This window comes from Vibrio sp. 2CM40D, assembly GCF_023161825.1.
Lineage (GTDB): Bacteria > Pseudomonadota > Gammaproteobacteria > Enterobacterales > Vibrionaceae > Vibrio > Vibrio alginolyticus.
Window position 1 is genome coordinate 692,089 of record NZ_JALNTL010000001.1, and the last position, 25,436, is coordinate 717,524.

Below are 25,436 nucleotides of genomic sequence, written 5' to 3' on the forward strand. Positions count from 1 at the left end.
TGTTATTTACTCTTTGTTACATTAAATGTGACAGATTGGGCGATACGCTGTGCTGTGGTCGGTGGAATGTCTCCTACAACAGAGATTTCATGTTGACCGCTCACAAAACTGTGTAGCGTTCTTCTGCCTTGGCGAACCAACTGCCCTTTTAACGAATGCTCATCTTTGTTTGCTACGTAAACAGAGAAGCTAAACAGACCATCAGAATACAGCTGGCTCTCCACCATTTGATTAGTAACGGCCATTCGATAGCGGTTGAGCTCGTTCGGCTCGAAACCCTCAGGGATCCAACCAACCTGCCAATTACTGGTCCCAATATCGCCTTTTGGCATGGTGAGAACAGCAGGTAATTGAACATCTTGCAGGCCACTCATTAACTCTGCGATTTTTGGGTTTACCGTGTAAGAAATAGTGCGATATTGTTCAAGCATCTCACCATCGCGGTCCACAAGGTCGGCACGTAACGGCAATTTACTCTTCTCATCGATCCATAGTACGTATGAATAGCGCAGACCGTCTTTAGGAACAATACGCAGCACTTGTGTTGCCACACCAGCTTCACGAGCTCTACCCACTTTTACATAGTCGTAATACAAGTTTAGCTCATCGATATTGGTGTTGAGCATCGGCATAGTCGGAGCGACCATTTTACCTGACTCGATGGTGAACGGTTCTAAACCCGTTTCGATGTAACTTACTTCAGTTCCGCGACGAATCACTTCACGCACGGGGCCACTTAAGTAGACAAGGTGAGCATATTGATCGTCACCATGCGTGGCATGACGATACAGCAACGGCTCAATGCTGTTCTTTTTGATAAGGATATAAGAGAGTTCGTAACTTAAATTCTTACTCGCCTCGCTCATTTGATGCAATAAAGCCTCCGCTGGCTTGTCACCAGCAAAGGCTTGAGAAGACATCATACTGAACAGAGCGCAAGCGCTGATCAGAAATTTTTTCATTCAATATCCGGATTCAGATTTGCATCTTGTTGAGATGCATCACTGTTAATTCGTAACTGTAATTCGTAGTCTCGCAGCATAGCATGAACACGCTTGCGCTGCTCTTGCATATTTGCCTCGCCTACAGAACGTTCTACAGACTCACGAGTCAAACTCACTGGTTCTGCGCTGCCAGCAAACGGAACCGTCTGCAATACAGGTAATTGATCTGCTTGCGGCGACATTGAATCGCTACCACCGTACTGCTGTACACCTAAAATAACAACAAGCGATACACATGCAGCAACAGCAACTTGACCAAACTGCGTCAACCAACCTGGCAAGTGACGTTTTGCTTTTTGCGGTTCTGGTTGCGACTCTTTTGGCGTATCCGCAATTGAGATAACATTTGCACTGTGCGAATCAAACGCACGGTGTGCAGGTTCATCTTCTAACGCTAACGCCACGCTTTCAGCAATATTCCACTCAGGTTTTGCTGGCGCTTCGCCTCGCATCACATCACCAATCAGGTGATAGTTCTGCCAAGCATCACGGCTCTCTTGGTCTTGCTCTAACTCTTGAATTAAAGCCTTATCGACCAATTCTCCATCCATGAGAGCTGAAAGTTTTTCTTTGTCAGCCATTATTTTCACCATAGTTATTACTTGTACTAGCGTTGCAAAAGAGGTCTGATTTTCTTTTCCACCGCCTCACGAGCACGGAAGATACGCGATCGTACCGTTCCTACCGGGCAATCCATCACTTCTGCAATTTCTTCATAACTCAAGCCATCGAGCTCTCGTAATGTCATTGCGGTTTTTAAATCTTCAGGTAAAGCTTCGATTGCACTGAACACCACCCGTTGCAATTCTTTGGACAACGTTAAGTTCTCAGGGTTCGATATTTCTTTAAGTGCACTACCTGTTTCGTAAAATTCAGCATCTTCAGCATCGACATCTGTCGCTGGAGGTCTACGCCCTTGAGCAACAATGTGATTTTTCGCAGTATTCACTGCAATGCGATACAGCCACGTATAAAACGCACTTTCCCCACGAAAGCTAGGGATAGCTCGGTAAGCTTTAATAAACGCTTCTTGTGCTACATCTGGTACATCGCCAGGATTACTAACGTATCTGGAAATAAGATTACATACCTTATTCTGGTACTTTGTTACCAACAGGTTGAATGCTTGCTTATCGCCATTCTGAACTCGCTCAATCAATACTTGATCGGTCAGCTGCTCGTTCATTCGAGCGGATACTCCTATTTGTTATGCCCCTACTCTTCTCAGATATGGGTACTAATTATGCAAAACGTAGTATTGACACCACTGCTTACTTGAGCACTATTGTGACCCTAACGTGAATGAGAAAGTTCCATGGTTTCTCAAGTTTTTTGTCATTGTTTTTTCACAGTGTGATGTCTGTACCCAAATGACCACCGCTGCCTGACTTTAGTCTAAGTTTGACAAGCGAGCATCTTGGAGGGAAATGGGTATAATGAATGATCTCTGTCCCAGATTGTGCTGGGTCGGGCATGGAAAAGCAATGGCATTGACAAACTATTACTTTTCATTTGCATGGCTAATGGCTATCTGAACACCGCGTTACAAATTATAACTTAGGAAGCATGCTCATGCTCTGCATGAAAAAGAAGAGTGGCTCAGTCACCGCCGTAACACGGACGTCGATAGGTCTCCCAACTTAGCCCTTAGCGACAGATGTCGCGATAATGGAATGCACATGGTGTGCAAATAATACACAAGGTAACTTTGTTACCTTAGCTTGGGATTATAAAAGTTATATGAACACAAATCGTGAACATGAGTGTGATGTATTAGTGGTAGGGAGTGGCGCGGCAGGTTTGTCGTTGGCTTTGCGCGTTGCTAACCACTGTAAGGTGATGGTGCTGAGTAAAGGACCACGCAGCGAAGGGGCGACCTACTATGCTCAAGGCGGTATCGCTGCCGTATTTGATGAGTCAGACACCATTGATTCACACGTTGAAGACACGCAAATCGCCGGGGATGGTATTTGCGATGAGGAGACCGTAAGGTTCATTGCTGAGCATTCAAAAGAGTGTGTACAGTGGTTGATTGACGGTGGTGTACCATTTGATCGTGAAGAAGATGACTCTGACGATGAACCTCGCTACCACTTAACTCGTGAAGGTGGTCATAGCCGTCGTCGTATTCTTCACGCGGCAGATGCGACAGGTATGGCGATGCAAACCTCCCTGCAAGATAACGCTCATAATCATCCAAACATTCATGTTCTCGAACGTCATAATGCTCTGGACTTAATCACCGAAGACAAAATTGGCGGTGATAAAAACAAAGTTATCGGTGCTTATATTTGGAACCGCAACGAAGAGCATGTCGAAACCGTGCGAGCCAAATTTGTGGTTCTCGCTACAGGTGGTGCTTCAAAGGTTTATCAATACACCTCTAACCCAGATGTGTCGTCTGGTGATGGTATTGCGATAGCTTGGCGTGCAGGGTGTCGTGTAGCGAATATGGAATTTAACCAGTTCCACCCTACGTGTTTATATCACCCAGAAGCACGTAACTTCTTGCTGACTGAAGCGTTGCGTGGCGAAGGTGCTTACCTGCGCCGTCCAGATGGTTCTCGCTTTATGCCGGATTTCGATGAACGTAAAGAGCTTGCTCCGCGTGACGTCGTGGCTCGTGCTATCGACTTCGAAATGAAGCGTTTAGGCGCCGACTGTATGTATCTCGACATCAGTCATAAGCCTGCTGACTTTATTACGAAACACTTCCCAACCATTTATTCACGTTTGATGGACTTGGGCATTGACATGACTAAAGAGCCAATCCCAATCGTACCTGCTGCACACTACACTTGTGGCGGTGTCATGGTGGATAGAAATGGCTGCACCGATCTGAAAAATTTGTATGCGATTGGTGAAGTTAGCTACACCGGGCTGCATGGTGCTAACCGCATGGCATCAAACTCACTTCTCGAATGCGTGGTTTATGCTTGGTCTGCGGCAAAAGATATTCTAAAACATCACACTAACGTTGAGCTACCTTCACAGGTGCCATGTTGGGATGAAAGCAAAGTAACCAATAGTGATGAAGAAGTGATCATTCAGCACAACTGGCACGAGCTTCGTCTGTTTATGTGGGACTACATGGGCATTGTGCGAACTGACAAGCGTTTAGAGCGCGCCTTACGCCGCATCCAACTGTTGCAACAAGAAACACACGAGTACTACAGCAATTTCCGAGTGTCGAACAACTTATTAGAACTGCGTAACCTTTTACAAGTAGCAGAGTTGATGGTTCGTTGTGCGATGCAGCGTAAAGAGAGTCGAGGTTTGCACTACACGCTTGATTATCCGAACCAACTGGAAAACAGCGGACCAACGATTTTGGTTCCAGCTAAACAGCTTTAACTCTACCAAGTAAACTATTACATCAGCAGGGAGCATTAGCTCCCTGTTTCATTTCCCATTGGCGTAATACCAAAGATAGTTGACGATACTGCTCATCGTCACAGCTATCACGCCAAATCGTAACACTACGGCCAGATTGCAATTGGAATGTTATCTTGAATGGTGATGCCGATGTATCGACTCGCTGTAAATGACCCTTTTCGGACTCAATATCTTCCGAGTATTCGCCATACTCAAGGGCATCAAACCTAACCGAGCCATCGCAGTGCACATACCAATGCCCATGACTTGTAGGTTGAACAAGGCCTTGGCTTGAGAGAGCCTTAACAATCAGTAATAACAAATAAGTCGATAATACGAGCGGAATGCTAGAGAAGATAACAGCCCAAGTCATCAATAAGAAAAGTACAACATTGAGGACTCGGGCAGTCAGAGAGGGAGAAGCAGTAAAATTAACGAACTTTGCTGAGGTTATGGGCGACAATTTTATCAACCATTGCTGCATGACCTAAATTTTCGCTACGGCCATGCCCCATTACCCAAGTAAACAGATCAGGATCATCGCATTCAAGTAAAGAAACAAAGTCACGCTGCTCTTGTTCACTCAGAGTATCAAAGCACTCTTCAAAAAACGGCATAATTACTACGTCAAGCTCAAGCATGCCTCGACGACAAGCCCATTTAATACGCGCTTTTTCTTCCGGAGTGTACATTCACTATTCCTTCATAGATGTCTTGTTGTTAGTGCGGAGTGTAACAAGGGATGTGCTACGTCACTAGTGTGCGGGTCACAATACGATAGTGAAAGCAGACAAATGTTGATTCGTAAATCGCTCCCCTAGTATCTCAAGGTTATTTGGGTATAACATAGCGGAAAAATATCTTCAAAAGGCATTGTAATTATGGAATGGCAAACTCGTTTTTCAGCATTACCTCTCTCAACTCAAGACGCACTTCCAGAGTTATCTATCTCACTGCTGGATAACTTCGGCATGATCACCATGATCGGTGACGATAAAAAATCATACTTACAAGGTCAGGTTACCTGCGATGTTGTTTCTTTAGAACAAGACCAATCAACACTGGGCGCACATTGTGATGCGAAAGGCAAAGTGTGGAGCGTGTTCCGCCTTTTCCATCATCATGATGGCTACGGCATGATCCAACCAAAATCGGCGATTGACGTAGAACTTAGTGAAATAAAGAAATACGCCATTTTCTCTAAAGTAACGATTGAAGCTTCTGATGACGTTATCTTAGGTGTCGCTGGCGTCAAAGCCGATGAATTCATTTCAACAATGAGCAAGACAACTGGCAGCGTTCGCCCAGTTGACGGTGGCACAGCAGTGCAAGTTGCACAAGATCGCTGGTTACTGATATTAAGTGCGCCAGAAGCACAGCAAATCGTTGAAACTACCGACGCTGTCTTTACGACAAATGAGCTTTGGAATCGTTTCGATATTGAGGCAGGTTTACCATTTGTCTCTGCATCCGCACAGAATGCTCACATTCCACAAGCACTCAACGTGCAAGCTTTAGGAGGCATAAGCTTCACAAAGGGCTGCTACACGGGACAAGAAACGGTAGCACGAGCGAAGTATCGCGGTACCAATAAACGTGCGATGTATATCGTAAAAGGTGCAACTTCTGCTCCATTCAGTGACGAACCAATTGAGCTCGAACGCAGCGTAGGTGAAAACTGGCGTTCAGTAGGTGCTTTATTAAATCACTACCAGTTCAGTGACAATCACGCGATTGGCCTGATCGTACTGCCTAATAATCTCGATGAAGACACTCGTCTTCGTTTGGTTGCGCAACCAGAGTGTGAATGGACAATCGAATCACTGCCTTACAGTCTTGATGATGAGTAATACAATCAATACTCCTTTGATGCAATTTCTCACAGACCAACACATTCCGTTTCGTCTGTTACCGCATCAAAGACCAGCAACCACCATTGAGGATGCCGCGCACCAACGCGGCATTCGCCCTTCTCAAATGGTGAAAGCAATCTTGCTACGAGACATGGGTAATCAATATGCACTCGCCTGTGCGCCAGGTGATCGTAGCGTTGATCCCAAAAAAGTGCGCTCGTTACTGAAATGTCGCCGGATGACTTGTGTTGATCAAGCCGATGTTGAGTCCATCACTGGTTACAAAATTGGTACTGTCACTCCTCTGCTACTCAAACGTCATATGCCAATCGTGTTCGACCCTAGCTTACTAGAAGAACAGGAAGTCACGATCAGCAGTGGCGATCGCATGGCTGGACTGGCGCTTTCTATTCAAGATCTTATCCAATTGTGCCAGCCGACCGTGGCTGAGATCTGTCGTTAATCGTCTAAAAACAATGCAATGACACGTAGTGTTTCTATCACTGCGTGATCTCGATCATATCTACAAAAATAGATATGAGAATTTTTAATCACATATAAAACATAAATAGTCACAAAGATAAAACTCGTATATGCTGAATTTGTTGGTTAAGTTTCAAACAAGCACTTAACCGATATAAAGTGAGTCAGCTAGCTGAGTGACAGCATTCATGCAGTTAGTTATCCACTTTTGTGTAATGCATCTGTGACTATTCGCCCGCTGAAGCGGGCTTTTTTTTACGTGGAACTTTTTCTCTTTCATTTCCTCTAATCGTTAGAACGCAAAGTGTGTTGCGCGAGGCACGACCTTAATAGAAACAACTAGCAAACAACCGTTTTCGTTCTATTCTTAATTCTGTAACAAAACTATTGCTTAATGCGTCACGTAAAAAGGAGTGTATTGGCGTAAGGGTTCCTTTAGAGAGGTTATTTTTGGGGTAATCCTCACGCTATTTAAGAGATGACACTGTCAAATTGTCTAAGACAACACAATTCTCTGACGCAACACCCTACATCTGTATTTAATACTATTGCTGTCACAATAATTTTCGCGTCCAGAACGTAGAATACCTAGGCTAGGTTAGATAAAAGGAAAGTAAATATGAGACTGTTTAAGCGCTATACACCAAGTATGATTGCTAAACATATAAGTCGTCTTTTTAAAGGAAGAATTTATATTTACGGGGTCGGTAGATTCGAGTTTGATAACGGTAAGTTAATACTGCCGGAGAAAGCAGAGCAACGCCATTTCCGAGCGGTCAAAGAGATCAATCAAGAAATAATGAAACTCCGATGCGCATATGCTTAGCAAGATGTTGATAAAACAAAGGCTGGATTAACCAGCCTTTTGTGTATTTGAAGTTCGCTTTGCACTTACTGACGCGCTAGATCCGGCAAGTGTCCCTTTAAACCAAGCGCGCGCTTCATGATCTCATCTTTCGCTCCCGGCAGTTGCCCCGCTAAACTTAAGCCAATGCCACGAACGAGCTTCTTAGCTGGGTTCTCGCCAGAGAACAAATCTCGAAACCCTTGCATAGTAGCGATCATCTTTGCCGCTTCCGCTTTTCGCCAACGCTCGTAGCTTCTTAGGTTGCGTTTACTACCGATATCTTGTCCCTGCTTCCAAAGTGCTAACACCTCTTGAGCAAGACTGGCCGCATCTAATAAACCTAAATTCACACCCTGCCCCGCTAATGGATGAATGGTATGAGCTGCATCACCAACCAGCGCGACTCGCTCGACAACAAAATCTCGCGCATAGCGCATTTTCAAAGGAAACGCAGCACGCTCTCCCACTACTTCACATAGACCAAGTCGAGCATCAAACTCACTCGTCAACGCTTTATTGAAATCATGTTCACTCATTGCCACTAACTGCTCTGCTCGATTTGGCTCCGTGGACCAAACAATAGAGCACATATCTGGTTGCGACATTGGCAAAAATGCCAACGGTCCGTGAGGAGTAAATATCTGGCGCGCAATGCTGTTGTGTGGCATGGCAGTTTTGACATTCGCGACCAAAGCATGATGACCATAGTCCCAATGCGTTAATGGAATATCCATTTGATGGCGAAGCCACGAATTCGCCCCATCGGCTCCGACCACTAATTTAGCGGTCATGGCTTGGCCATTATCGAGCGTCAGCCAGCTTTCTTGCTCACCGACCGCGAGAGTCGCGCAACGTGCAGGCATAAACATAGTGACGTTATCGAGCTTTTGGACTTGTTCAAGCAGTGCAAGTTGAATCACACGATTCTCAACAATATGCCCTAAATCAGGTTGTGCCATACTTTGTGCATTAAATTCAATGCTGGCAAAGCTATCTTGTTCCCATACTTCCATGCCATGGTAAGGCGAAGCTCGGCGCTGTTCTATGCCCTGCCAAGCACCAAGTTTACGCAAAATCGTCTCACTAGAGCGGCTCAACGCAGACACACGAACATCGGGTAATTCTTTCAACGAATCATCTGGCACTTTACCTTCAATAATGGCGACACGCAGATCACTGTCTTTGAACGCGGCAGCAAGTGCCAACCCAACCATCCCTCCGCCGATGATGGCGATATCTACACTTTGCATCATTGCTTTTTATTACCTAATTCAGTGCGGCCGTTCATCGTTTTACCAAGCCAAGAGTATGGCGTAGTAGCGGCTGCTTAAAAATAGAAAGGTTATCCATCGCTGCTAAGGCAGTATTTCGGCCAATTCGCATCGCGGGTAAATCATTTGAAAAAACATGCACCAAGGCACTGGTTAGCCAAATAGTTTCGCTTCGATCTGCTTCTCTACGTTGACTAAAGCGCATCAGGCCTTGATAAAGACCCACATCCTCACTTTGCTGCACAATTTCTTCTGCTAGTGAGACTACATCGCGAATACCGAGATTAAAGCCTTGTCCAGCTATCGGGTGCAGCGTTTGCGCCGCATTTCCAACAATCGCAAAGCGATGTGAAATATTTTGCTTTCGATGACGAAGAAGTAATGGGTAACTTGCACGACGCCCCACTTTTTTCATCGCGCCTAAACGCCAACCAAAATCGTTCTGTAAATGCTGGAGAAATGCTTGATCAGATAACTCAAGAACGGCTTGGGCTTCTTCAGGGTGCAAACACCAAACTAAGGACATTCGATTGTCACTCATTGGCAATAAAGCAACAGGGCCATTTTCAGTAAAACGTTCAAAGGCTCTACCTTGATGAGGTTCTTGAGTCACAATATTGGCAATGACAGCCACTTGTTCAAAATCTTGCTCAGAAATTTCTAGACCAATTTTCTGACAACAGGTCGAAACAGCACCATCTGCAGCTACCAACAGTTTTGCTTCAAGTTGCTCACCACTTTTCAACGTCACATGGGTACAGTTTTGCTCGCGCTCGATATCGGTAACGGAGTCAGGACAAAACAGCGTAATTGATTCGCTGCTGTCTAATAATTCTTGATATACACGCCCAACATCGGCTAATTCTACAACATACCCTAGAGCTTCAACCCCAACCTCTTGCTTGGTAATCTCCGTCATCCCAGCATGAGAACGGTCAGAAACGTGGATATGTTCAATGGGGGTGACAAACGGTTCTACTGACGTCCAGAGCTGTAGTTGACGCAACAGATTGACAGTACCGTAAGACAATGCGATTGAGCGAGAGTCAAAACCAGGATGCATATCTGATTGTGCTTTAAAAGGCTCAACGACTGCAATGCGGAGCTTTCCCTGAGACAAATGGTCAATCGCCAATGCTAACGTTGCACCAGCCATGGCACCACCAGCAATGACTACATCATATTGCTTCATACTAACCTCTGGACAGTCTACGATTAGTGAATAGTAGGTTTTTTGTCGCTGCTTTCAGGACGAACACCAAATTCAGCATGAATCGTTAGTACGCAAGCTTTGATGTGCTCAATCACTTGCTCTAGCAATTGCGCTTGTTCACCAAGATCGTCATCTTCATCGATGCCTAATTTGGCAATCTCTTCTAAGTCAGCCAGTGCTTCTTTAGCGTCATCAGATGCTTTATTAAGAGCAACGCCTGCTAGACCTAGCCCAGAAATAAAGTGGTTTACAAAGTCGGACACACTGTCGGCTAATACGAATAAGCCTTCTTCGCCCGGCTCATCTGGCAATAATAAAGACAGCTCCATCGACGTGCCAGTTAGTTCATTGACAGTAACAGTGAATACGCTTTGAGCAAAAGCTAGCGCGGTAGAAGGCCAACCCATACCATCATTGGTGTAGTCAAACAGAATAGGCTGCCAAGTTTGATCATTGATCGCCAATCCACCACTTAACATGCCGACAAATAAGCCATGTAATTCCGCAGGTGTTACTGCTAGGCTTGCAGATTGCAGTTCAGCAGCAATAGATTGGTATTCAGGAAGGGTGATTTCACTCATAACTTGGCTCATTCTTGCGTAATAATGTATTGGTATATCCTACCATCAAGGTTAGTGGTCTGAAACGGCTATCAAATTCAATTTTGGACAGCATTTGTTCAATTTGCCCAATTCCTGTGTGATCTCGTCATCATTTCTCTTTCTGTGATGGGAAATGCTTGAATCTTAATAGCGGTTTTCCTATAGTTTGCTCCTCGGTAGTTGTATGAAGCAACACCTTAGATAGCGCGAATATAGAGTTTATTCATCATGAGCAATCAAGCGATCGACGTTGAAATATTAGGCAAACTTACACGAGTGAATTGTCCGACAGGACAAGAAGAGTCTCTTGTTGCAGCGGCAAAAGATCTGGATCGCCGATTGAAAGAAATGAGCGAACGTACTAAGGTAACCAATGAAATCCAACTGCTGACCTTTGCTGCATTGAATATTTGCTATGAGTTGCACACCAAGTCATACGAATCCAATGGTCAACAGCAAGAAATTACTGAGCGAATGGAAAAGCTCACCGCGTCTTTAGAGAACGCACTAAGCAAAGTTACGCAAGGACAGCAGTAAATACAAAATTTACCCTGGGGTGTGCGTCAGCAGGATTTAAGTCCCTGAGCCGATAAGCAATACCTAAGGGTTAGTATTTGGTAACTATTGAGCAAGCTCGGCATGCACCGAGAAGCCTACGGTTGTCATTGCTGATCCGCCTTGAACCAGCTGGTTCAAGGGCCACAATCCTCAACGGCACCCTGGGGTATTCTCTCTATGTCAGACCTCTCTCGACAAGACTTCCGCAAACTGATTCGTGAAAAGCGCAACGCTCTGTGCAGTGATACACAATACCAAGCGGGAATCGACCTTATTACTCAATTTTCCCAACTTCCTGAAATCGAGCAGGCGCAACATATTGCCATCTACCTTTCTGCAGACGGTGAGCTTGATACTAAACCGCTCATTGAATGGTTATGGCAACAGGGAAAATCGGTTTATCTGCCCGTCATCCATCCCTTTTCTAAAGGTCAGTTACTGTTTCTTCAGTATATAAGTGATGAACAGCTCGTCTACAACAAGTACGGCATCTTAGAGCCCAAGCTCGATATCAGACACCTCAAACCCGTTCGCCAGCTTGATTTAATCTGCACGCCTTTAGTTGGGTTCGACAGCATCGGACACCGCTTAGGCATGGGCGGAGGGTACTACGATCGTACTCTGTCACGTTGGTTTATAACTGGAGAGGGTGCTAAACCTGTCGGTATCGCTCATGACTGCCAACATGTAGAACGCTTACCAATTGAAAGCTGGGACATTCCATTGCCTAAGATCGTGACCCCAAGCCAAATATGGCAATGGGAAAGTGACAAGTAAGCCGCTATAATCACGCCCGCAAACGTTAACGAACATCTATTCAGGAGATTGGCATGACTCAAGATGAAATGAAAAAAGCGGCTGGTTGGGCAGCACTAAAATATGTTGAGAAAGGCAGCATTGTCGGTGTTGGTACTGGCTCTACCGTGAATCACTTCATCGATGCACTAGGCACTATCAAAGATGATATTAAAGGTGCAGTGTCTAGCTCTGTCGCTTCAACTGAGCGCCTTAAAGAGCTTGGTATTGAAGTATACGAGTGTAACGATGTAATGAAGCTGGATGTGTATGTTGATGGCGCAGATGAGATCAACCCAGCACGTGAAATGATCAAAGGCGGCGGCGCGGCTCTGACTCGTGAGAAAATTGTCGCAGCAATCTCTGATAAGTTCGTATGTATCGTTGACGGCACTAAAGCAGTTGACGTACTTGGCCAGTTCCCATTGCCTGTTGAAGTAATCCCAATGGCACGCTCTTACGTGGCTCGTGAATTGGTAAAACTAGGTGGTGATCCAGCTTACCGTGAAGGCGTTGTGACTGACAACGGCAACGTGATTCTGGATGTGCACAATATGCAAATTACCAACCCGAAAGAAATGGAAGACAAAATAAACGGCATCGCTGGTGTGGTGACTGTGGGTCTTTTCGCTCATCGTGGTGCAGACGTAGTGATCACTGGCACACCAGAAGGTGCAAAAATTGAAGAATAAATAACAGCCCAAAATGAACCTATCTGGTTCACTTTTCTGTTATTTCATTACATACGGTGCTGAAAGGCACCGTTTTTTATTCCTTTCTATAAGAAAATTATCTCTTATTCCGTAATTTTCTTACCCAAAGCAATTTTTTTTTGTTACTTTATTGAACAGAAGACGCACAGGGAAACGTTTGTCTTCCTACAAAACTGTTAATTATCCCCTTTTTAATAGTTTTGTCCAATGTGCGCCACATTAGCCCACCTTTCCATTTTAAGGACGAGAAAAAATGGCCAAAGTTTCACTGGAAAAAGAAAAGATTAAGATCCTCTTGTTAGAGGGACTCCACCCTTCTTCAGTTGAAGTTCTTCAAGCAGCTGGTTATACCAACATTGAATACCATAAAGGTTCCCTTCCGGAAGAAGAACTAATTGAAGCGGTAAAAGACGTGCACTTCATTGGTATCCGCTCCCGTACGAACCTATCCGAAGAGGTAATCAATGCGGCGAACAAGCTGGTTGCAATTGGCTGTTTTTGTATTGGTACTAACCAAGTAAACCTAGATGCAGCAGCAAAACGCGGTATTCCTGTCTTTAATGCACCATTCTCTAACACTCGAAGCGTGGCAGAGCTTGTACTTGGGCAAATCCTTTTACTAGTGCGTGGTATTCCTGAAAAGAATGCACTTGCACATCGCGGTATTTGGAAGAAAAGTGCAGACAACTCTTACGAAGCTCGTGGTAAGTGCCTTGGCATTATCGGATACGGTCACATTGGTACGCAGCTTGGTATTATTGCCGAAAACTTAGGTATGCGCGTTTACTACTACGATATTGAGAACAAACTGTCCCTTGGTAATGCGACGCAAGTACATACCATGAGTGAACTATTGAACAAATGTGATGTGATTTCTTTGCACGTTCCCGAAACACCGGAAACGAAAAACATGATGGGTGAAGCTGAATTTGCTCGAATGAAACCAGGTTCCATCTTTATCAACGCGGCACGTGGCACCGTTGTGGATATTCCTGCACTTTGCCATAGCTTAGAAGCTGGTCACCTTGCCGGCGCTGCAATTGATGTATTCCCAACTGAACCAAAAACAAATGCTGACCCGTTCGAGTCTCCTTTACAAAAATTCGATAACGTCATTCTCACTCCACACGTTGGTGGTTCAACGCAAGAAGCACAAGAGAATATCGGCTTAGAAGTGGCGGGCAAACTGGCTAAGTACTCTGATAACGGATCGACACTTTCAAGCGTAAACTTCCCTGAAGTGTCATTGCCAGAACACAGTGGAGAGTGCTCTCGTCTGCTTCATATCCACAAGAACCGTCCTGGTATTCTAACTCAGATCAACACCATCTTTGCTGAAGAAGGCATTAACATTGCCGCGCAGTACCTACAAACAGCAGCTGAAATAGGCTACGTAGTGATCGACGTTGAAACTGAACGAGCAGAAGAAGCTCTAACAAAGCTCAAAAACATTGAAGGCACAATCCGTGCTCGTATCCTTCACTAAACAGTGAAACAGAAACGACAAAGGCAGGGGTTATGACTCCCTGCCTTTTGCTTTTTACTGTTTGCTAAGCCTTACTTTAGCTTATAAATGACATCGACTTGATCGCGAATGATCATAGTTGAATCTTGGTAGCTATTCGCTCCTTCTTTACTATCCATCGCCATTGAACGCATTAACACAGGCTGAACGTGCATCTGTCTGTAATTGATCTGCCATACATCGCCCAACTTTTTCTCAAAACCAGTCGCTAATGACCCTGCTTTTTCTCTTGCGTCCTTAATCGCAGCCATTCGTGCCTTTTGCTGATACTCGGCTTGGTTGCTTACCTTAAGTTGAATATTATCAACCTGATTAATTCCCGCTTCTAACGCCATATCTAGGTATTGGTTAAGGTTTTTCAGATCCGTCACCGTGACATCAATACTGCGAGATGCTCGATACCCAACAAGTTCTGCTTTTCCTGATTTAGGGTAATGGTACTGAGGAGCAAGGTATAAATTCGAGCTAGTAATATTGTCTTTTGACAAGCCGGCATCCGACAAGCTTTTTAGAAACTCTTCAACGGTTTTATCTACGGACAATTTCGCTTGTTCGGCCGTCATTGTCGTATCGACTACTTTTACAGAAAACGTAGCCATATCAGGTGTGGCCGTCACTTCGCCATACCCCGTTGTCGTAACATGAGCAAACTCTGGCGTATTCGCCAAAACTGAAGCACTGGTAAGGCTGAGTGCTGAAGCCAGCAAAAATGAATACAATTTCATTCAATAAATCCATCCATACAAAATTAAGTACTTAATCTCAGATTCCAACATCACTATCATGGCTGAGAAAGCGTGTGGTTTCATAATAGAAACTTCCGCCGATTATCCAAGCACCCATAGTGACTTCTAACACAACTTTGACTATGTAACATTGGCGTAATTTTTAAACAAAACACACTTAAGTTAACGATATGCAGCTCTGACAAACTTATTGAGGTAGATGCTGCTGCGCATACCCCACTATCGCGTGTGAGATTTCTTGTAATACCCCAGTTTCTAACTGCCAGTGGTGCCAATAAATCCGATGGGACATTAAAAAACCTGGAGTCACATCAACCAACACACCTCTGTCTAATTCGTCGGTAATTTGCAAGCGGGGGATCAGGCAATAAGCAACACCAGCTAACGCCACTTTTAGAAACGCTTCAGAACTACTGATGTTGTGATGAATAACGCTGTCAGGATTGACGTTAAAATGCTCGGTAAGAAATGTTTTATGTAGATCATCATATTGGTCATATGAAACGGCTGGTGCTTTTGCCAATGTCTGATTATTTACACCTTTAGAAAAATAACGCTGATAGAACTCTGGGCTCGCGACACAAACATAATCGATGCGACCTAAATAGTCTGCTCTGCATCCGGGGATTGGCTGGGACTCCAAGCTGATCGCTCCTGTCACTTCGCCACTTTTGAGTTTTTCAATAGAGCGGTATTCACCATAGATAGTCAGTTTTAGTTCAACTTGACGCTGCTTCATAACATTTTGCAGCGCTGGCAGTAGCCATGTTGCAAGGCTATCTGCATTAGTCGCTAAAGAGAGTTGCACAGGTCGCGTACTGGTATCATTCTTTAGTTCGGGGAGAATTTCATGCTCTAGCAAGCGTACTCGCCGATAAAGACCCAACAATTTTTTACCAATTGGCGTTGGCTTAGGTGGCTGGCTTCGAATTAAAACAGGCTGCGCGAGAAACTTCTCTAACTGCTTGATACGTTGAGAAATGGCGGATTGAGAAACAAATAAATGCTCGGCAGCACGCTCAAAGCTACCCTGATAAACTATAGCGTCTAATGCCTCAATCCATTTGTAATCTAACCCTCGCATACCTTTCCTCTCACTCTTGATCAAACGCCTCCCGTTAAATTAGTCTATCTAATGTAAGATTAAAATCATTAATTATACTTATTTAGATAAACGCTTTATCTTTCCCTTTTCTGTAAATGTATTTGTTATTTTGAAGTGAGGTGAAGTGTGAGCTTGTGGGTTCTATTGCAAGGTTTTGGTTTAGGAGCATCAATGATCATTCCGATCGGCGCGCAAAATGCGTATGTTTTGAATCAAGGCATAAAGCGTAATCACCACCTAACAACCGCCACTATTTGTAGCGTGCTAGATATGATTTTCATCTCTCTAGGTATCTTTGGTGGTGGTGCAATTCTGTCTCAAAATGAAATCTTACTGACGTCGGTGACACTTGGTGGTATTGCTTTCTTGAGCTTCTATGGACTGCTCTCGCTAAAAAGTGCTTTTAAGCCAGAGAGTGAATCGGAATCAAAAGGGGAGATTGTAGCTCGAGGTCGTCGAACGGTTATTCTAGGTGCGCTAGCTGTCACTGTGCTTAATCCGCACTTATATTTAGATACAGTCGTTATTCTAGGTTCGATCGGTGGACAATTTGAAGGCCATGATCGCATTGCTTTTGCACTAGGTACGATTCTGGCTTCCTTTGTTTGGTTCTACACTTTATCGATAGGAGCAGCCAAACTAGGTCCAACACTCTCTAAACCAAAAGTGAAAAAAACCATCGACATTGCAATCGCAATGATGATGTTCACAATAGCGTATATCTTAGCGAGTGAGCTTATTGATAAGTATTGGTAATCACCAGGTAGTAAGGCAGCAAAGACATGGAGTCACTAAAACGTATTTATAACAACAATAGAGAGCGATTCAACGCGCTCTCTATTCCTTTTCGGGAATGGCAGCACGAAGCCATCTTAGACTTTGAGACAGATATACGCATTGCGAGAGAGCTTGGTTGGACGGGTACGCATACCAAAAGCCTCTTTTTAACACTCAAAGGACAAGGTTACGCGGTTTATCTGACAGATAAGGACTCGCGCCTCGATGCCAAGCAGATTAAAGCGATTACAGGTAAACGTCCCTCTATTTGTAATGACGATGAAATGGTCGAAGTGTTAGGTTGCGTACCCGGCGCGGTTTGCCCAATAGGCTTACCGGAATACATCACTATCATTGTTGATACCAATCTCTATCAACATCAAGAGTTGCTCTATACGCCTGGCTTACCTGAGTTCACATTTGGATTTGCAGGTAAACATCTAAAACGCCTCTTACTTGCTGGTCATCACACCCTTTACGAAATATAAAAAAGCGAGGCCTATTGGCCTCGCTTTTGAATATCGACTGCTTTTGATTAAGCGTCGACTTTGTTCAGGTGAACATCCATTTGTGGGAATGGAATCTCGATACCATTTTCATCCAATGCTTCTTTAATACCTTGCATTGCATCAAAGTATACGCCCCAGTAATCTGCAGTTTTCACCCATGGACGAACCACAAAGTTAACTGAAGAGTCTGCTAACGTAAGTACACCAATTGTGATATCTGGGTCTTTCAAGATACGTGGATCTTTCTCTAGCGTCTCACGAATCACTTTCTTCGTTAGTTTAAGGTCTGCTTTGTATGAAACACCAATCACTAGGTCGACACGTCGTGTCGCATGGCGAGAGTAGTTAGTAATGGCACCGCCGATAACTGAAGAGTTAGGCACAACAACCATTTTGTTGTCTGGTGTTTTTAGAACGGTTTGGAAGATTTGAATTGCTTCAACACTACCCGCCACACCACCGATTTCTACGTAGTCGCCTGATTTGAATGGACGGAACGCAACAATAAGTACGCCTGCTGCAAAGTTTGATAGTGAACCTTGTAGTGCAAGACCAACAGCAAGACCTGCCGCACCAATCACAGCAACAACAGAAGCGGTTTGAACTCCTAATCGACCAAGAGCCGCGATTAGCACGATTACAAATAGCAAGTAACGAACAAGACCGTGAATAAATTCAACGACGGCCTTATCCATGTTTTTCTTTTCTAGTACTTTAGAAACACTACCAGCGACTGCCTTAACGATAAGATTACCGATAAACAGAATAAGCAGCGCAGAGATAATGTTCACACCGTACTGAACCAGTAGATCTGAATTGTTTGTCAGCCAAGTTTCAGCCTGAGTTAGACCATCCGTTAAAGTGGTATCGATACCCACCGATTCACCTGCCATAATTCTTATCCTCAAAAATAAAGAGATATAAATCCAATTGCCGTTAATTTATGAACCTTGTTTTTTAAAGGCTCTTTTCTAAAACAACATCCCTATTGCTCCACTGAACAGTGTCAGATTTTTGGCACAATATCCCAACTCTGACTTTTTTCAAAGTCAGAGTTTCGCAAAGATATGCAAAACAAGACTTTATCAGAGCTTTCTGACACTGACTTGTTACAGGTTACGCAATGCACTCTGATTTCGCCACTCTTAAGACTGATATTCCCATGTTTTCTTTAAAAAAACGTTAAAGGTGAGATATCTCACTAGCAAATACAATCTAACGCATAAAAATATTGGGAGAAAGCAGCAGGGAAGAAAGTGATAGACATAAAAAAACCCGCTCAAAGAGCGGGTTTTTAAGTAACTTAATCAGTAACGATTATAGTACGTCAACTGCGTTAAGGTCAGCAAATGCTTGCTCTAGACGAGTAACCATTGAAGCTTGGCCTGCACGTAGCCATACGCGTGGATCGTAGTACTTCTTGTTTGGTGCATCTTCACCAGTTGGGTTACCGATCTGACCTTGTAGGTAATCGTGGTTTTCAGCTTCGAACTTACGGATACCATCCCAAGTAGCCCACTGTGTATCAGTATCGATGTTCATTTTGATTACACCGTAGCCGATAGATTCACGGATTTCTTCTAGAGAAGAACCTGAACCGCCGTGGAATACGAAGTTTAGAGAGTTCGCTGGAAGACCGAATTTCTCAGAAACGTGCGCTTGAGAATCACGTAGGATAGTTGGAGTTAGTACAACGTTACCTGGCTTGTATACGCCGTGTACGTTACCGAAAGATGCTGCGATAGTGAAACGGTGGCTGATTGCGCTTAGTTTCTCGTATGCGTATGCAACGTCTTCTGGAGAAGTGTATAGCTCAGACGCATCCATATCAGAGTTGTCAACGCCGTCTTCTTCACCACCAGTACAACCTAATTCGATTTCTAGAGTCATGTTCATTTTAGCCATGCGCTCTAGGTACTTAGCAGAAATTTCGATGTTCTCTTCTAGAGACTCTTCAGAAAGGTCGATCATGTGAGAAGAGAATAGTGGCTTACCAGTTTGCGCGAAGTACTCTTCACCAGCGTCTAGTAGACCGTCGATCCAAGGAAGTAGTTTCTTAGCTGCGTGGTCAGTGTGTAGGATTACTGGAACACCGTAAGCTTCAGCTACAGCGTGAACGTATTTCGCACCAGCAACAGCACCTAGGATTTGAGCTTCTTGACCTTCAAGTTTTAGACCTTTACCAGCAAAGAAAGCAGCGCCACCGTTAGAGAACTGAACGATAACTGGAGCTTTAACTTTTGCAGCTGCTTCAAGTACTGCGTTTACAGAGTCAGTACCCACACAGTTTACTGCTGGAAGTGCAAAGCTGTTTTCTTTTGCAACTTCAAATACTTTCTGAACGTCATCGCCAGAGATAACACCTGGTTTTACGAAGTCGAAGATCTTAGACATGGATGTAATCCTATTTATCTGTCGTTTTTAAACAAAACTTGTTAAGTTGAAAATCTTGCAAACGTTTGCTCACAACTGAGGCTATTCTAGCAGAGTTCCTCACACGTTGCAGCAAACAAGAAAGCGGGAGAATCACTCCCCCGCTTTGCTTTAATTACTTAGCGCGTGCTTCTAGCATTTCTACTGCTGGAAGAACTTTACCTTCTACGAATTCAAGGAAAGCGCCGCCGCCAGTAGAGATGTAAGATACATCCGCTTTGATACCGAACTTGTCGATAGCCGCTAGCGTGTCACCACCACCAGCAACAGAGAAGCCTTCAGAAGCTGCGATAGCTTCAGAGATGCCTTTAGTACCTGCTTCGAAGTTCTTGAATTCGAATACGCCTACTGGACCATTCCATAGGATAGTCTTAGCGTTTTTAAGGATTTCAGCTAGTTCAGCAGTTGAATCTGGACCAAGGTCGAAGATCATGTCGTCGTCTTGTACTTCAGAAACGTGCTTAATTTCAGCTTCTGCGTTCTCGTCGAATGCTTTCGCACATGCAACGTCAGTTGCTACTGGAATTGCACACTCGTCCATTAGCTTCTTAGCTGTTTCAACTAGGTCTGCTTCGTATAGAGACTTACCAACGTTGTGGCCAGCAGCTGCGATGAATGTGTTAGCAATACCACCACCAACAACGAGTTGGTCAGCGATTTTAGATAGAGACTCAAGAACAGTTAGCTTAGTAGAAACTTTTGAACCACCTACGATAGCAACCATTGGACGAGCTGGCTTGTCCATTGCTTTGCCTAGCGCTTCTAGTTCGTTCGCTAGTAGAGGACCAGCACATGCTACGTCTGCGTGCATACCAACGCCGTGAGTAGATGCTTGAGCACGGTGAGCCGTACCGAATGCGTCCATTACGAATACGTCACATAGTGCTGCGTATTTCTTAGATAGCTCTTCGTCGTTTTTCTTTTCGCCTTTGTTGAAGCGAACGTTTTCAAGAACAACAAGTTCACCCGCATTTAGCTCTAGGCCATCTAGGTAGTCTTTTGCTAGCTTCACTTCGCAATCTAGTGCGTCGTTTAGGTAGTTAACAACTGGTTGTAGAGAGAACTCTTCAGCGTATTCACCTTCAGTTGGGCGACCTAGGTGAGACGTAACCATTACTTTAGCGCCTGCTTCTAGGCAGTGCTTAATAGTTGGAAGAGATGCGATGATACGTGCATCCGAAGTTACTTTACCGTCTTTTACTGGCACGTTTAGGTCAGCACGGATAAATACACGTTTACCTGCAAGATCCAGGTCAGTCATCTTGATTACAGACATGATGTGTCCTCTCAAATATTTAATAATTAAAGTTTTTGAAAACTCGGCAACCCTGCCAAGCCTGTTAATTCTTCAAACTGGTTATAGATATGGAGATATTATGGATTTATTTCAAGGCTTGAAATAAAAATTCTCCATCACTTCTTCGTCATTACTGTTCCACTTGCGAAGAAGCTTGCATTGCTAAGGCAGTATCCAGCATCCGGTTAGCAAAGCCCCATTCGTTGTCGCACCAAACGAGCATTTTTACGAGTTGCCCGTTACTCACTCTAGTCTGGCTTCCATCCACAATCGCACTATGGGGGTCGTGGTTAAAGTCGATGGAAACGAGTGGCGATTCAGTATAGTCAACAATGTTACGTAATGTACACTGAGATGCGTTAACAATGGTTTGATTTACGTCATTAACTTTCACATTTGTACTAATTGTGACACTTAAATCCATTGCAGTGACGTTAACCGTTGGAACACGAACAGAAATTGCTTCGAATTTGTTGGAAAATTTCGGGAAGATTCTTTCAATCCCCTTATGCAACTTAGTGTCCACCGGAATAATAGATTGGCTTGCAGCGCGGGTACGGCGTAAGTCGTTATGATACGCATCAATTACTTGTTGATCGTTCATGGACGAATGAATTGTGGTAATGGTGCCAGACTCTATGCCGAAGGCTTCGTCTAATACTTTAATGATGGGAACGATACAGTTGGTGGTGCAAGAGCCATTGGAGACAACACGGTGCTCGTCTTTCAGAGTTTCGTGGTTCACGCCATAGATAATCGTATTATCTAGGTCGTTTGCGCCCGGGTGCGAAAACAGTACTTTCTTAGCGCCAGCTTCTATATGCGCTTGCCCATCCGCTTGCGAACCAAATACGCCAGTGCAATCCAAGACGATATCAACTTCTAAATCACGCCAAGGAAGTAATTCGATTTCGGAGAGATGGAGAATGCGAATGGAATCATATTCACCGCTGTCATGATGAACATGCAAATGTTCTTGGTCATGGGAAATTTTTTTACCAAAGCGACCATGACTGGTGTCATATTGCAGTAGGTGTGCCATCGCCTCTGGCTGTGCTAGTTCGTTTACCGCCACAACCTTGATCTGCTGGTGTTTTCCGCTTTCATACACCGCTCGCAGAACATTACGACCTATACGTCCAAATCCATTGATCGCAACCTTTAGCATTTATCCTTCGCCCTACCAAAAATTTCGTGTCACAGATACTACCTGATCAGGCTGACAAACGCACCTGTTGAATCACAGTAAAGCAGGATTAAAAAAGGTCGAGACTATGCTCGACCTTATTACAACGATAGATAATTAAAATGCGACGTCTAAACCTAACCAGTAGCGACGACCATCTTCAATATATCCGTATTCTTCGTAACTGATTTCCTCGTCTAGCAAGTTATAGATAGCGCCTTTAATACGAGTATTGTCGGTTAACTGGTATGTCACACCGGCGTCCACAAAGGTATAAGCTGGTTCTACAATACTGTTTCTTGATGGGCCAGTAACCGGATCCATTTCTTTACCTCGGTACGTGACTTTCGCCCAGCTCTCTAGATCTGTTGTCGTTTGCCAAGTCACATCCACATTAAACAGATGCTTTGGTAACTGCTGCAGCGGCATGCCTTTGTATTCACCTGTTTTTTGCTCTGAGTCGGTAAATGTGTAGCTCGAGCTAAGGTAAATGGTTTCCGTTAACGGCGATGCTAAGGTCGCTTCAATACCTTGTGTGACGGCTTCATCCACGTTAATACGGTACGTTGGATCTGCGCCCCATTGGTTTGGGCCATCAGTACAGATAGTGTCTGGACAAACAACACGTGTGATCTTGTCTTTGAATTCGTTATGGAACGCAGTCAAAGAGACATCTAAGCCAGAATCACCTTGATACAAGACGCTGATTTCTTTGTTTAGCGACGTTTCAGGGTCAAGATCTGGGTTACCGTAGATATTACCGCCACCACTGACTTGCGCCCAGCCAGGAGTAATTTCACGTAATTGTGGAGAACGGAAACCTGTTGCCACGCCGCCTTTCACCGTCCAAGACGGATCAACTCGCCATACACCGTAAACACGCGGACTAAAATGCGCGCCATAGTTTTCGTCATGATCTAGACGGCCGCCAAGCGTAACGCTAAACGGATCAGCAATTCTCCATTCATCTTCAATGAAAACAGCCCACTGCGTATTCGATGTTTCAGTCTTCGATGACGCTTTGTTGGAGGTGAAATCCTCAAGCTCTGCATGAGTAGCGTCCACACCCGTCGTCAACGTATGGTTTCCAATACCAGTCACCAAGCTCGATTTGAACGTGGTGTTGGTGATCGTCATCTCACGAGATTTGTTCTCGCTCTCTTCTCGCTGTAAGTAAGTATCTGAAATTCCCACCGAATCCCAATCACCGTTGTGGCTTACCGTTACGTAATTACGACGATATTCATTCAGTGAATCTTCACACCCACCACGACACCCTGTGGTCGGCACTGAAAGGCCCACATTGCCACGACGACTTTGTGCCGACGTGCCGCCCTCTAATTGCACCGAGTGGCGATCATTAATCTGGTAAGTCAGTTTTGAAGAGATACTCTGCATATCTTTATCTTCATAACCGTATTCGATGTCATCTTCTTCTCTGGTTGTGTACTGACCATATACTTGGAGAGATAAATTTTCAGCCAACGGACCATTAACGAAAAAGTTCGCGCTCTGCTCTCCCCCTGAGCGACTATTCTCTTGTAGTACCGTGCCCAGTTGAACATTACCCGTCCACTCTAGCGCATCTTTTCGTGTGATGACGTTAATCACACCACCAATCGCATCAGAACCGTAAAGCGTCGACATTGGGCCACGAATAACTTCGATTCGCTCAATCGCTTGAAGAGGAGGTAACCAACCTTGTTCGATACCAGGACCGTCACTATTTGGACGAGTTTCACGCGTGCTTTGACGTTTACCGTCGACCAGTATCAAAGTGTATTTAGAACCCATACCACGGATACTAATGTCGGTGGTATCACCACCACCTGTCACGACGACACCTGGCACACTTTTTAGTGCATCAGTCACATCGCGGTAATAACGAGAGTCCAACTCCTCACGTGAAATCACACTAATACTTGCAGGCGCGTCCGCTTGAGATTGCTCATAACTTGATGCAGTTACAACCACTGTTTCCATTTTAGAAACTGCATCATTGGCAAAAACATGAGGGACACTGACGAAGGCTAAAATACCAGTTGCGGTAATAACTGGCAGTCTAAGAGTAGACATCTACATCTCCATAATTGATAATGATTATTATTTTCGAAAGTGAATTATTCACAAATAGAATGAGATGCATAGTGAGAGTTATGGAACGGTTCTTTCCATTTATGGAACTCGTACATAACGCAGTAAGGAGTAAAAGAAATATGCACGACTTAGCATCAATTAGAGCCTTTGATGCGCTCAATCAGCATAAAAGTTTGACAGCCGCTGCTAAAGCCCTTAATCAGCCAAAATCAACGCTAAGTCGTCGCTTGGCACAATTAGAAGAAGACTTCGGTCAGGCTCTAACCGCCAGACAAGGTAATCGATTAGTTCTGACAAGAGCTGGAGAAATCTTTGCCCACTACAGCCGCCAGATTCTTGAGTTAAGTGAAGAGAGTTATGATGCACTTCAAGGTTTAACGAACCAAGTTTCAGGGCCACTGCATATTGTTTGTCACACTGCCTTAGTTAGAAGCTGGCTCGGCGGCGTACTCAATCGTTTTCTTGCTGCTAATCCCGATGTTAGAGTTCAACTTACCAGTGACTTTTCTGAGGCGCATCATGACCCAGATTTGTTCATCTGGCTCGGTGAACGTAAAGAGCTAGACTGGCGAAAAGAAGTGCTGGGGGTATTTCGCTATACGCCTTTTGCCTCTCCAAATTATCTAAAACAACATGGGCCTATACCGCACCCCAAAGAACTTGAAGCACATCCATGGATCGATTTTGGTTCAGTGCAAGAAAATGGATTGATGCTAGCACACCCTCAACACGGTGAGTTCTTTTTAGAGCCCTTTGTTAGTCGCTTATACAGCGACAACATAGCAATGCAAATAGACAGTATCGCGAATGGTCATGGTATTGGACTGCTGCCGACTTGGACAGCATGCGGCTATGAGAAACATCACCCAGGGCGAATCACACCTTGCTTAGAAGGTTGGCTTTCTGAGCCTATTTCCATTAACTGCTATACACCAGCAGGACGACCACCACTGCGCTTATCCGTACTTTTAGACTGCATTCACCAAAGCATTCCACAAGGTTGGAAAACCTGACAAAAATAAAAAGGCCATCATAATGATGGCCTTT

General features: G+C 44.4%; 26 protein-coding genes and 1 other RNA gene. 12 read left to right on the forward strand and 15 right to left on the reverse strand.

Annotated elements, in window-relative coordinates; genetic code table 11:
- Positions 1 to 2: 2 nt before the first annotated feature.
- Genes rseB through rpoE form a run of 3 tightly spaced genes read right to left on the reverse strand, consistent with a single transcriptional unit; the run spans position 3 to position 2,190 of the window.
- Positions 3 to 962, reverse strand: coding sequence for a sigma-E factor regulatory protein RseB (gene rseB / locus MTF70_RS03175; RefSeq protein ID WP_005380941.1), 960 nt, complete (start codon positions 960 to 962; stop codon positions 3 to 5).
- Positions 959 to 1,585: a sigma-E factor negative regulatory protein gene (locus MTF70_RS03180; RefSeq protein WP_042521278.1), complete on the reverse strand. Its 627-nt coding sequence runs from the start codon at positions 1,583 to 1,585 to the stop codon at positions 959 to 961. Before MTF70_RS03180 ends, rseB begins: the two co-directional genes overlap by 4 nt.
- Positions 1,586 to 1,611: 26 nt before the next feature.
- Entirely contained in the window at positions 1,612 to 2,190 is a 579-nt protein-coding gene (gene rpoE, locus MTF70_RS03185; RefSeq protein WP_005380946.1) for an RNA polymerase sigma factor RpoE, read from the reverse strand.
- A gap of 554 nt (positions 2,191 to 2,744) precedes the next feature.
- Between rpoE and nadB the strand changes: the two genes are divergently transcribed.
- Positions 2,745 to 4,358, forward strand: coding sequence for an L-aspartate oxidase (gene nadB / locus MTF70_RS03190; protein ID WP_005380947.1), 1,614 nt, complete (start codon positions 2,745 to 2,747; stop codon positions 4,356 to 4,358).
- Positions 4,359 to 4,380: 22 nt separating this feature from the next.
- On the opposite strand, the gene MTF70_RS03195 is transcribed toward nadB, so the two are convergent.
- Entirely contained in the window at positions 4,381 to 4,842 is a 462-nt protein-coding gene (locus MTF70_RS03195) for a protein YgfX (protein ID WP_230623489.1), read from the reverse strand.
- The gene (locus MTF70_RS03200) at positions 4,811 to 5,071 is read right to left on the reverse strand and encodes a succinate dehydrogenase assembly factor 2 (RefSeq protein WP_005380951.1); all 261 of its coding nucleotides are present in this window, start codon (positions 5,069 to 5,071) and stop codon (positions 4,811 to 4,813) included. Before MTF70_RS03200 ends, MTF70_RS03195 begins: the two co-directional genes overlap by 32 nt.
- Before the next feature lie 189 nt (positions 5,072 to 5,260).
- Here MTF70_RS03200 and ygfZ point away from each other — a divergent pair, with 189 nt between their 5' ends.
- The 3 genes from ygfZ to MTF70_RS03215 all read left to right on the forward strand — a co-directional run bounded on the left by ygfZ (position 5,261) and on the right by MTF70_RS03215 (position 7,541).
- Positions 5,261 to 6,229, forward strand: coding sequence for a tRNA-modifying protein YgfZ (gene ygfZ, locus MTF70_RS03205; protein WP_025768842.1), 969 nt, complete (start codon positions 5,261 to 5,263; stop codon positions 6,227 to 6,229).
- Positions 6,222 to 6,695, forward strand: coding sequence for a YbaK/EbsC family protein (locus tag MTF70_RS03210; RefSeq protein WP_005384562.1), 474 nt, complete (start codon positions 6,222 to 6,224; stop codon positions 6,693 to 6,695). The genes ygfZ and MTF70_RS03210 overlap by 8 nt, the downstream gene beginning before the upstream one ends.
- Positions 6,696 to 7,334: 639 nt before the next feature.
- On the forward strand, positions 7,335 to 7,541 hold the full coding sequence (locus MTF70_RS03215; protein WP_005380970.1) for a DUF1107 domain-containing protein: 207 nt from the start codon (positions 7,335 to 7,337) through the stop codon (positions 7,539 to 7,541).
- Between the two features lie 65 nt (positions 7,542 to 7,606).
- On the opposite strand, the gene MTF70_RS03220 is transcribed toward MTF70_RS03215, so the two are convergent.
- The 3 genes from MTF70_RS03220 to MTF70_RS03230 are packed head-to-tail and all read right to left on the reverse strand — an operon-like array spanning position 7,607 to position 10,627.
- On the reverse strand, positions 7,607 to 8,815 hold the full coding sequence (locus MTF70_RS03220) for an FAD-dependent 2-octaprenylphenol hydroxylase (protein WP_025768841.1): 1,209 nt from the start codon (positions 8,813 to 8,815) through the stop codon (positions 7,607 to 7,609).
- A gap of 31 nt (positions 8,816 to 8,846) precedes the next feature.
- Positions 8,847 to 10,025 (reverse strand): 2-octaprenyl-6-methoxyphenyl hydroxylase, encoded by a 1,179-nt coding sequence (gene ubiH, locus MTF70_RS03225; RefSeq protein WP_025768840.1) that lies wholly within the window; start codon positions 10,023 to 10,025, stop codon positions 8,847 to 8,849.
- Positions 10,026 to 10,048: 23 nt separating this feature from the next.
- On the reverse strand, positions 10,049 to 10,627 hold the full coding sequence (locus MTF70_RS03230) for a YecA family protein (protein ID WP_025768839.1): 579 nt from the start codon (positions 10,625 to 10,627) through the stop codon (positions 10,049 to 10,051).
- A 249-nt stretch (positions 10,628 to 10,876) separates the two neighbouring features.
- Between MTF70_RS03230 and zapA the strand changes: the two genes are divergently transcribed.
- The 5 genes from zapA (at position 10,877) to serA (ending at position 14,200) form a co-directional block, all read left to right on the forward strand.
- Positions 10,877 to 11,185, forward strand: a complete 309-nt coding sequence (gene zapA / locus MTF70_RS03235; protein WP_005384553.1) for a cell division protein ZapA — start codon at positions 10,877 to 10,879, stop codon at positions 11,183 to 11,185.
- A gap of 8 nt (positions 11,186 to 11,193) precedes the next feature.
- A non-coding RNA gene (ssrS, locus tag MTF70_RS03240) (6S RNA) lies at positions 11,194 to 11,378 on the forward strand.
- Between the two features lie 5 nt (positions 11,379 to 11,383).
- Complete coding sequence (locus MTF70_RS03245) at positions 11,384 to 11,983, forward strand: 5-formyltetrahydrofolate cyclo-ligase (protein WP_025768838.1); 600 nt, start codon at positions 11,384 to 11,386, stop codon at positions 11,981 to 11,983.
- Positions 11,984 to 12,036: 53 nt separating this feature from the next.
- Positions 12,037 to 12,693, forward strand: a complete 657-nt coding sequence (gene rpiA / locus MTF70_RS03250; RefSeq protein WP_005380982.1) for a ribose-5-phosphate isomerase RpiA — start codon at positions 12,037 to 12,039, stop codon at positions 12,691 to 12,693.
- Between the two features lie 274 nt (positions 12,694 to 12,967).
- The gene (gene serA / locus MTF70_RS03255; RefSeq protein WP_017821632.1) at positions 12,968 to 14,200 is read left to right on the forward strand and encodes a phosphoglycerate dehydrogenase; all 1,233 of its coding nucleotides are present in this window, start codon (positions 12,968 to 12,970) and stop codon (positions 14,198 to 14,200) included.
- Positions 14,201 to 14,271: 71 nt separating this feature from the next.
- On the opposite strand, the gene MTF70_RS03260 is transcribed toward serA, so the two are convergent.
- Both MTF70_RS03260 and MTF70_RS03265 read right to left on the reverse strand, forming a co-directional pair.
- Complete coding sequence (locus tag MTF70_RS03260) at positions 14,272 to 14,964, reverse strand: oxidative stress defense protein (RefSeq protein ID WP_005384550.1); 693 nt, start codon at positions 14,962 to 14,964, stop codon at positions 14,272 to 14,274.
- Positions 14,965 to 15,172: 208 nt separating this feature from the next.
- Positions 15,173 to 16,069: a LysR family transcriptional regulator ArgP gene (locus tag MTF70_RS03265; protein ID WP_005380990.1), complete on the reverse strand. Its 897-nt coding sequence runs from the start codon at positions 16,067 to 16,069 to the stop codon at positions 15,173 to 15,175.
- Between the two features lie 147 nt (positions 16,070 to 16,216).
- Here MTF70_RS03265 and MTF70_RS03270 point away from each other — a divergent pair, with 147 nt between their 5' ends.
- A complete protein-coding gene (locus MTF70_RS03270; protein WP_005380992.1) occupies positions 16,217 to 16,846 on the forward strand; it encodes a LysE/ArgO family amino acid transporter in 630 nt (209 codons plus the stop codon).
- 26 nt (positions 16,847 to 16,872) lie between these two features.
- A complete protein-coding gene (locus MTF70_RS03275) occupies positions 16,873 to 17,355 on the forward strand; it encodes a YbaK/EbsC family protein (RefSeq protein ID WP_005380994.1) in 483 nt (160 codons plus the stop codon).
- Between the two features lie 47 nt (positions 17,356 to 17,402).
- Here the strand turns inward: MTF70_RS03275 and mscS are convergent, their stop codons facing one another.
- The 5 genes from mscS to MTF70_RS03300 all read right to left on the reverse strand — a co-directional run bounded on the left by mscS (position 17,403) and on the right by MTF70_RS03300 (position 24,368).
- Positions 17,403 to 18,269, reverse strand: a complete 867-nt coding sequence (gene mscS / locus MTF70_RS03280) for a small-conductance mechanosensitive channel MscS (protein ID WP_005380995.1) — start codon at positions 18,267 to 18,269, stop codon at positions 17,403 to 17,405.
- Between the two features lie 424 nt (positions 18,270 to 18,693).
- Positions 18,694 to 19,770: a class II fructose-bisphosphate aldolase gene (gene fbaA, locus MTF70_RS03285; RefSeq protein WP_005380996.1), complete on the reverse strand. Its 1,077-nt coding sequence runs from the start codon at positions 19,768 to 19,770 to the stop codon at positions 18,694 to 18,696.
- Positions 19,771 to 19,924: 154 nt separating this feature from the next.
- On the reverse strand, positions 19,925 to 21,085 hold the full coding sequence (locus MTF70_RS03290; protein WP_005384547.1) for a phosphoglycerate kinase: 1,161 nt from the start codon (positions 21,083 to 21,085) through the stop codon (positions 19,925 to 19,927).
- 151 nt (positions 21,086 to 21,236) lie between these two features.
- On the reverse strand, positions 21,237 to 22,274 hold the full coding sequence (gene epd / locus MTF70_RS03295) for an erythrose-4-phosphate dehydrogenase (protein WP_005384545.1): 1,038 nt from the start codon (positions 22,272 to 22,274) through the stop codon (positions 21,237 to 21,239).
- 135 nt (positions 22,275 to 22,409) lie between these two features.
- The gene (locus tag MTF70_RS03300; protein ID WP_053306783.1) at positions 22,410 to 24,368 is read right to left on the reverse strand and encodes a ligand-gated channel protein; all 1,959 of its coding nucleotides are present in this window, start codon (positions 24,366 to 24,368) and stop codon (positions 22,410 to 22,412) included.
- A gap of 140 nt (positions 24,369 to 24,508) precedes the next feature.
- Between MTF70_RS03300 and MTF70_RS03305 the strand changes: the two genes are divergently transcribed.
- A complete protein-coding gene (locus tag MTF70_RS03305) occupies positions 24,509 to 25,402 on the forward strand; it encodes a LysR family transcriptional regulator (RefSeq protein ID WP_054866487.1) in 894 nt (297 codons plus the stop codon).
- Positions 25,403 to 25,436: the final 34 nt, after the last annotated feature.

Coding starts and splice junctions, on each gene's coding strand:
- serA (WP_017821632.1), top strand. CDS start 12,968: ATGGCCAAAGTTTCACTGGAAAAAGAAAAGATTAAGATCCTCTTGTTA.
- MTF70_RS03215 (WP_005380970.1), top strand. CDS start 7,335: ATGAGACTGTTTAAGCGCTATACACCAAGTATGATTGCTAAACATATA.
- mscS (WP_005380995.1), bottom strand. CDS start 18,269: ATGGCAGGTGAATCGGTGGGTATCGATACCACTTTAACGGATGGTCTA.
- MTF70_RS03290 (WP_005384547.1), bottom strand. CDS start 21,085: ATGTCTGTAATCAAGATGACTGACCTGGATCTTGCAGGTAAACGTGTA.
- MTF70_RS03210 (WP_005384562.1), top strand. CDS start 6,222: ATGAGTAATACAATCAATACTCCTTTGATGCAATTTCTCACAGACCAA.
- ygfZ (WP_025768842.1), top strand. CDS start 5,261: ATGGAATGGCAAACTCGTTTTTCAGCATTACCTCTCTCAACTCAAGAC.
- rpoE (WP_005380946.1), bottom strand. CDS start 2,190: ATGAACGAGCAGCTGACCGATCAAGTATTGATTGAGCGAGTTCAGAAT.
- MTF70_RS03180 (WP_042521278.1), bottom strand. CDS start 1,585: ATGGCTGACAAAGAAAAACTTTCAGCTCTCATGGATGGAGAATTGGTC.
- nadB (WP_005380947.1), top strand. CDS start 2,745: ATGAACACAAATCGTGAACATGAGTGTGATGTATTAGTGGTAGGGAGT.
- MTF70_RS03245 (WP_025768838.1), top strand. CDS start 11,384: ATGTCAGACCTCTCTCGACAAGACTTCCGCAAACTGATTCGTGAAAAG.
- ubiH (WP_025768840.1), bottom strand. CDS start 10,025: ATGAAGCAATATGATGTAGTCATTGCTGGTGGTGCCATGGCTGGTGCA.
- MTF70_RS03230 (WP_025768839.1), bottom strand. CDS start 10,627: ATGAGTGAAATCACCCTTCCTGAATACCAATCTATTGCTGCTGAACTG.
- fbaA (WP_005380996.1), bottom strand. CDS start 19,770: ATGTCTAAGATCTTCGACTTCGTAAAACCAGGTGTTATCTCTGGCGAT.
- MTF70_RS03275 (WP_005380994.1), top strand. CDS start 16,873: ATGGAGTCACTAAAACGTATTTATAACAACAATAGAGAGCGATTCAAC.
- MTF70_RS03220 (WP_025768841.1), bottom strand. CDS start 8,815: ATGATGCAAAGTGTAGATATCGCCATCATCGGCGGAGGGATGGTTGGG.
- MTF70_RS03260 (WP_005384550.1), bottom strand. CDS start 14,964: ATGAAATTGTATTCATTTTTGCTGGCTTCAGCACTCAGCCTTACCAGT.
- MTF70_RS03200 (WP_005380951.1), bottom strand. CDS start 5,071: ATGTACACTCCGGAAGAAAAAGCGCGTATTAAATGGGCTTGTCGTCGA.
- MTF70_RS03305 (WP_054866487.1), top strand. CDS start 24,509: ATGCACGACTTAGCATCAATTAGAGCCTTTGATGCGCTCAATCAGCAT.
- rpiA (WP_005380982.1), top strand. CDS start 12,037: ATGACTCAAGATGAAATGAAAAAAGCGGCTGGTTGGGCAGCACTAAAA.
- MTF70_RS03300 (WP_053306783.1), bottom strand. CDS start 24,368: ATGTCTACTCTTAGACTGCCAGTTATTACCGCAACTGGTATTTTAGCC.
- zapA (WP_005384553.1), top strand. CDS start 10,877: ATGAGCAATCAAGCGATCGACGTTGAAATATTAGGCAAACTTACACGA.
- epd (WP_005384545.1), bottom strand. CDS start 22,274: ATGCTAAAGGTTGCGATCAATGGATTTGGACGTATAGGTCGTAATGTT.
- rseB (WP_005380941.1), bottom strand. CDS start 962: ATGAAAAAATTTCTGATCAGCGCTTGCGCTCTGTTCAGTATGATGTCT.
- MTF70_RS03265 (WP_005380990.1), bottom strand. CDS start 16,069: ATGCGAGGGTTAGATTACAAATGGATTGAGGCATTAGACGCTATAGTT.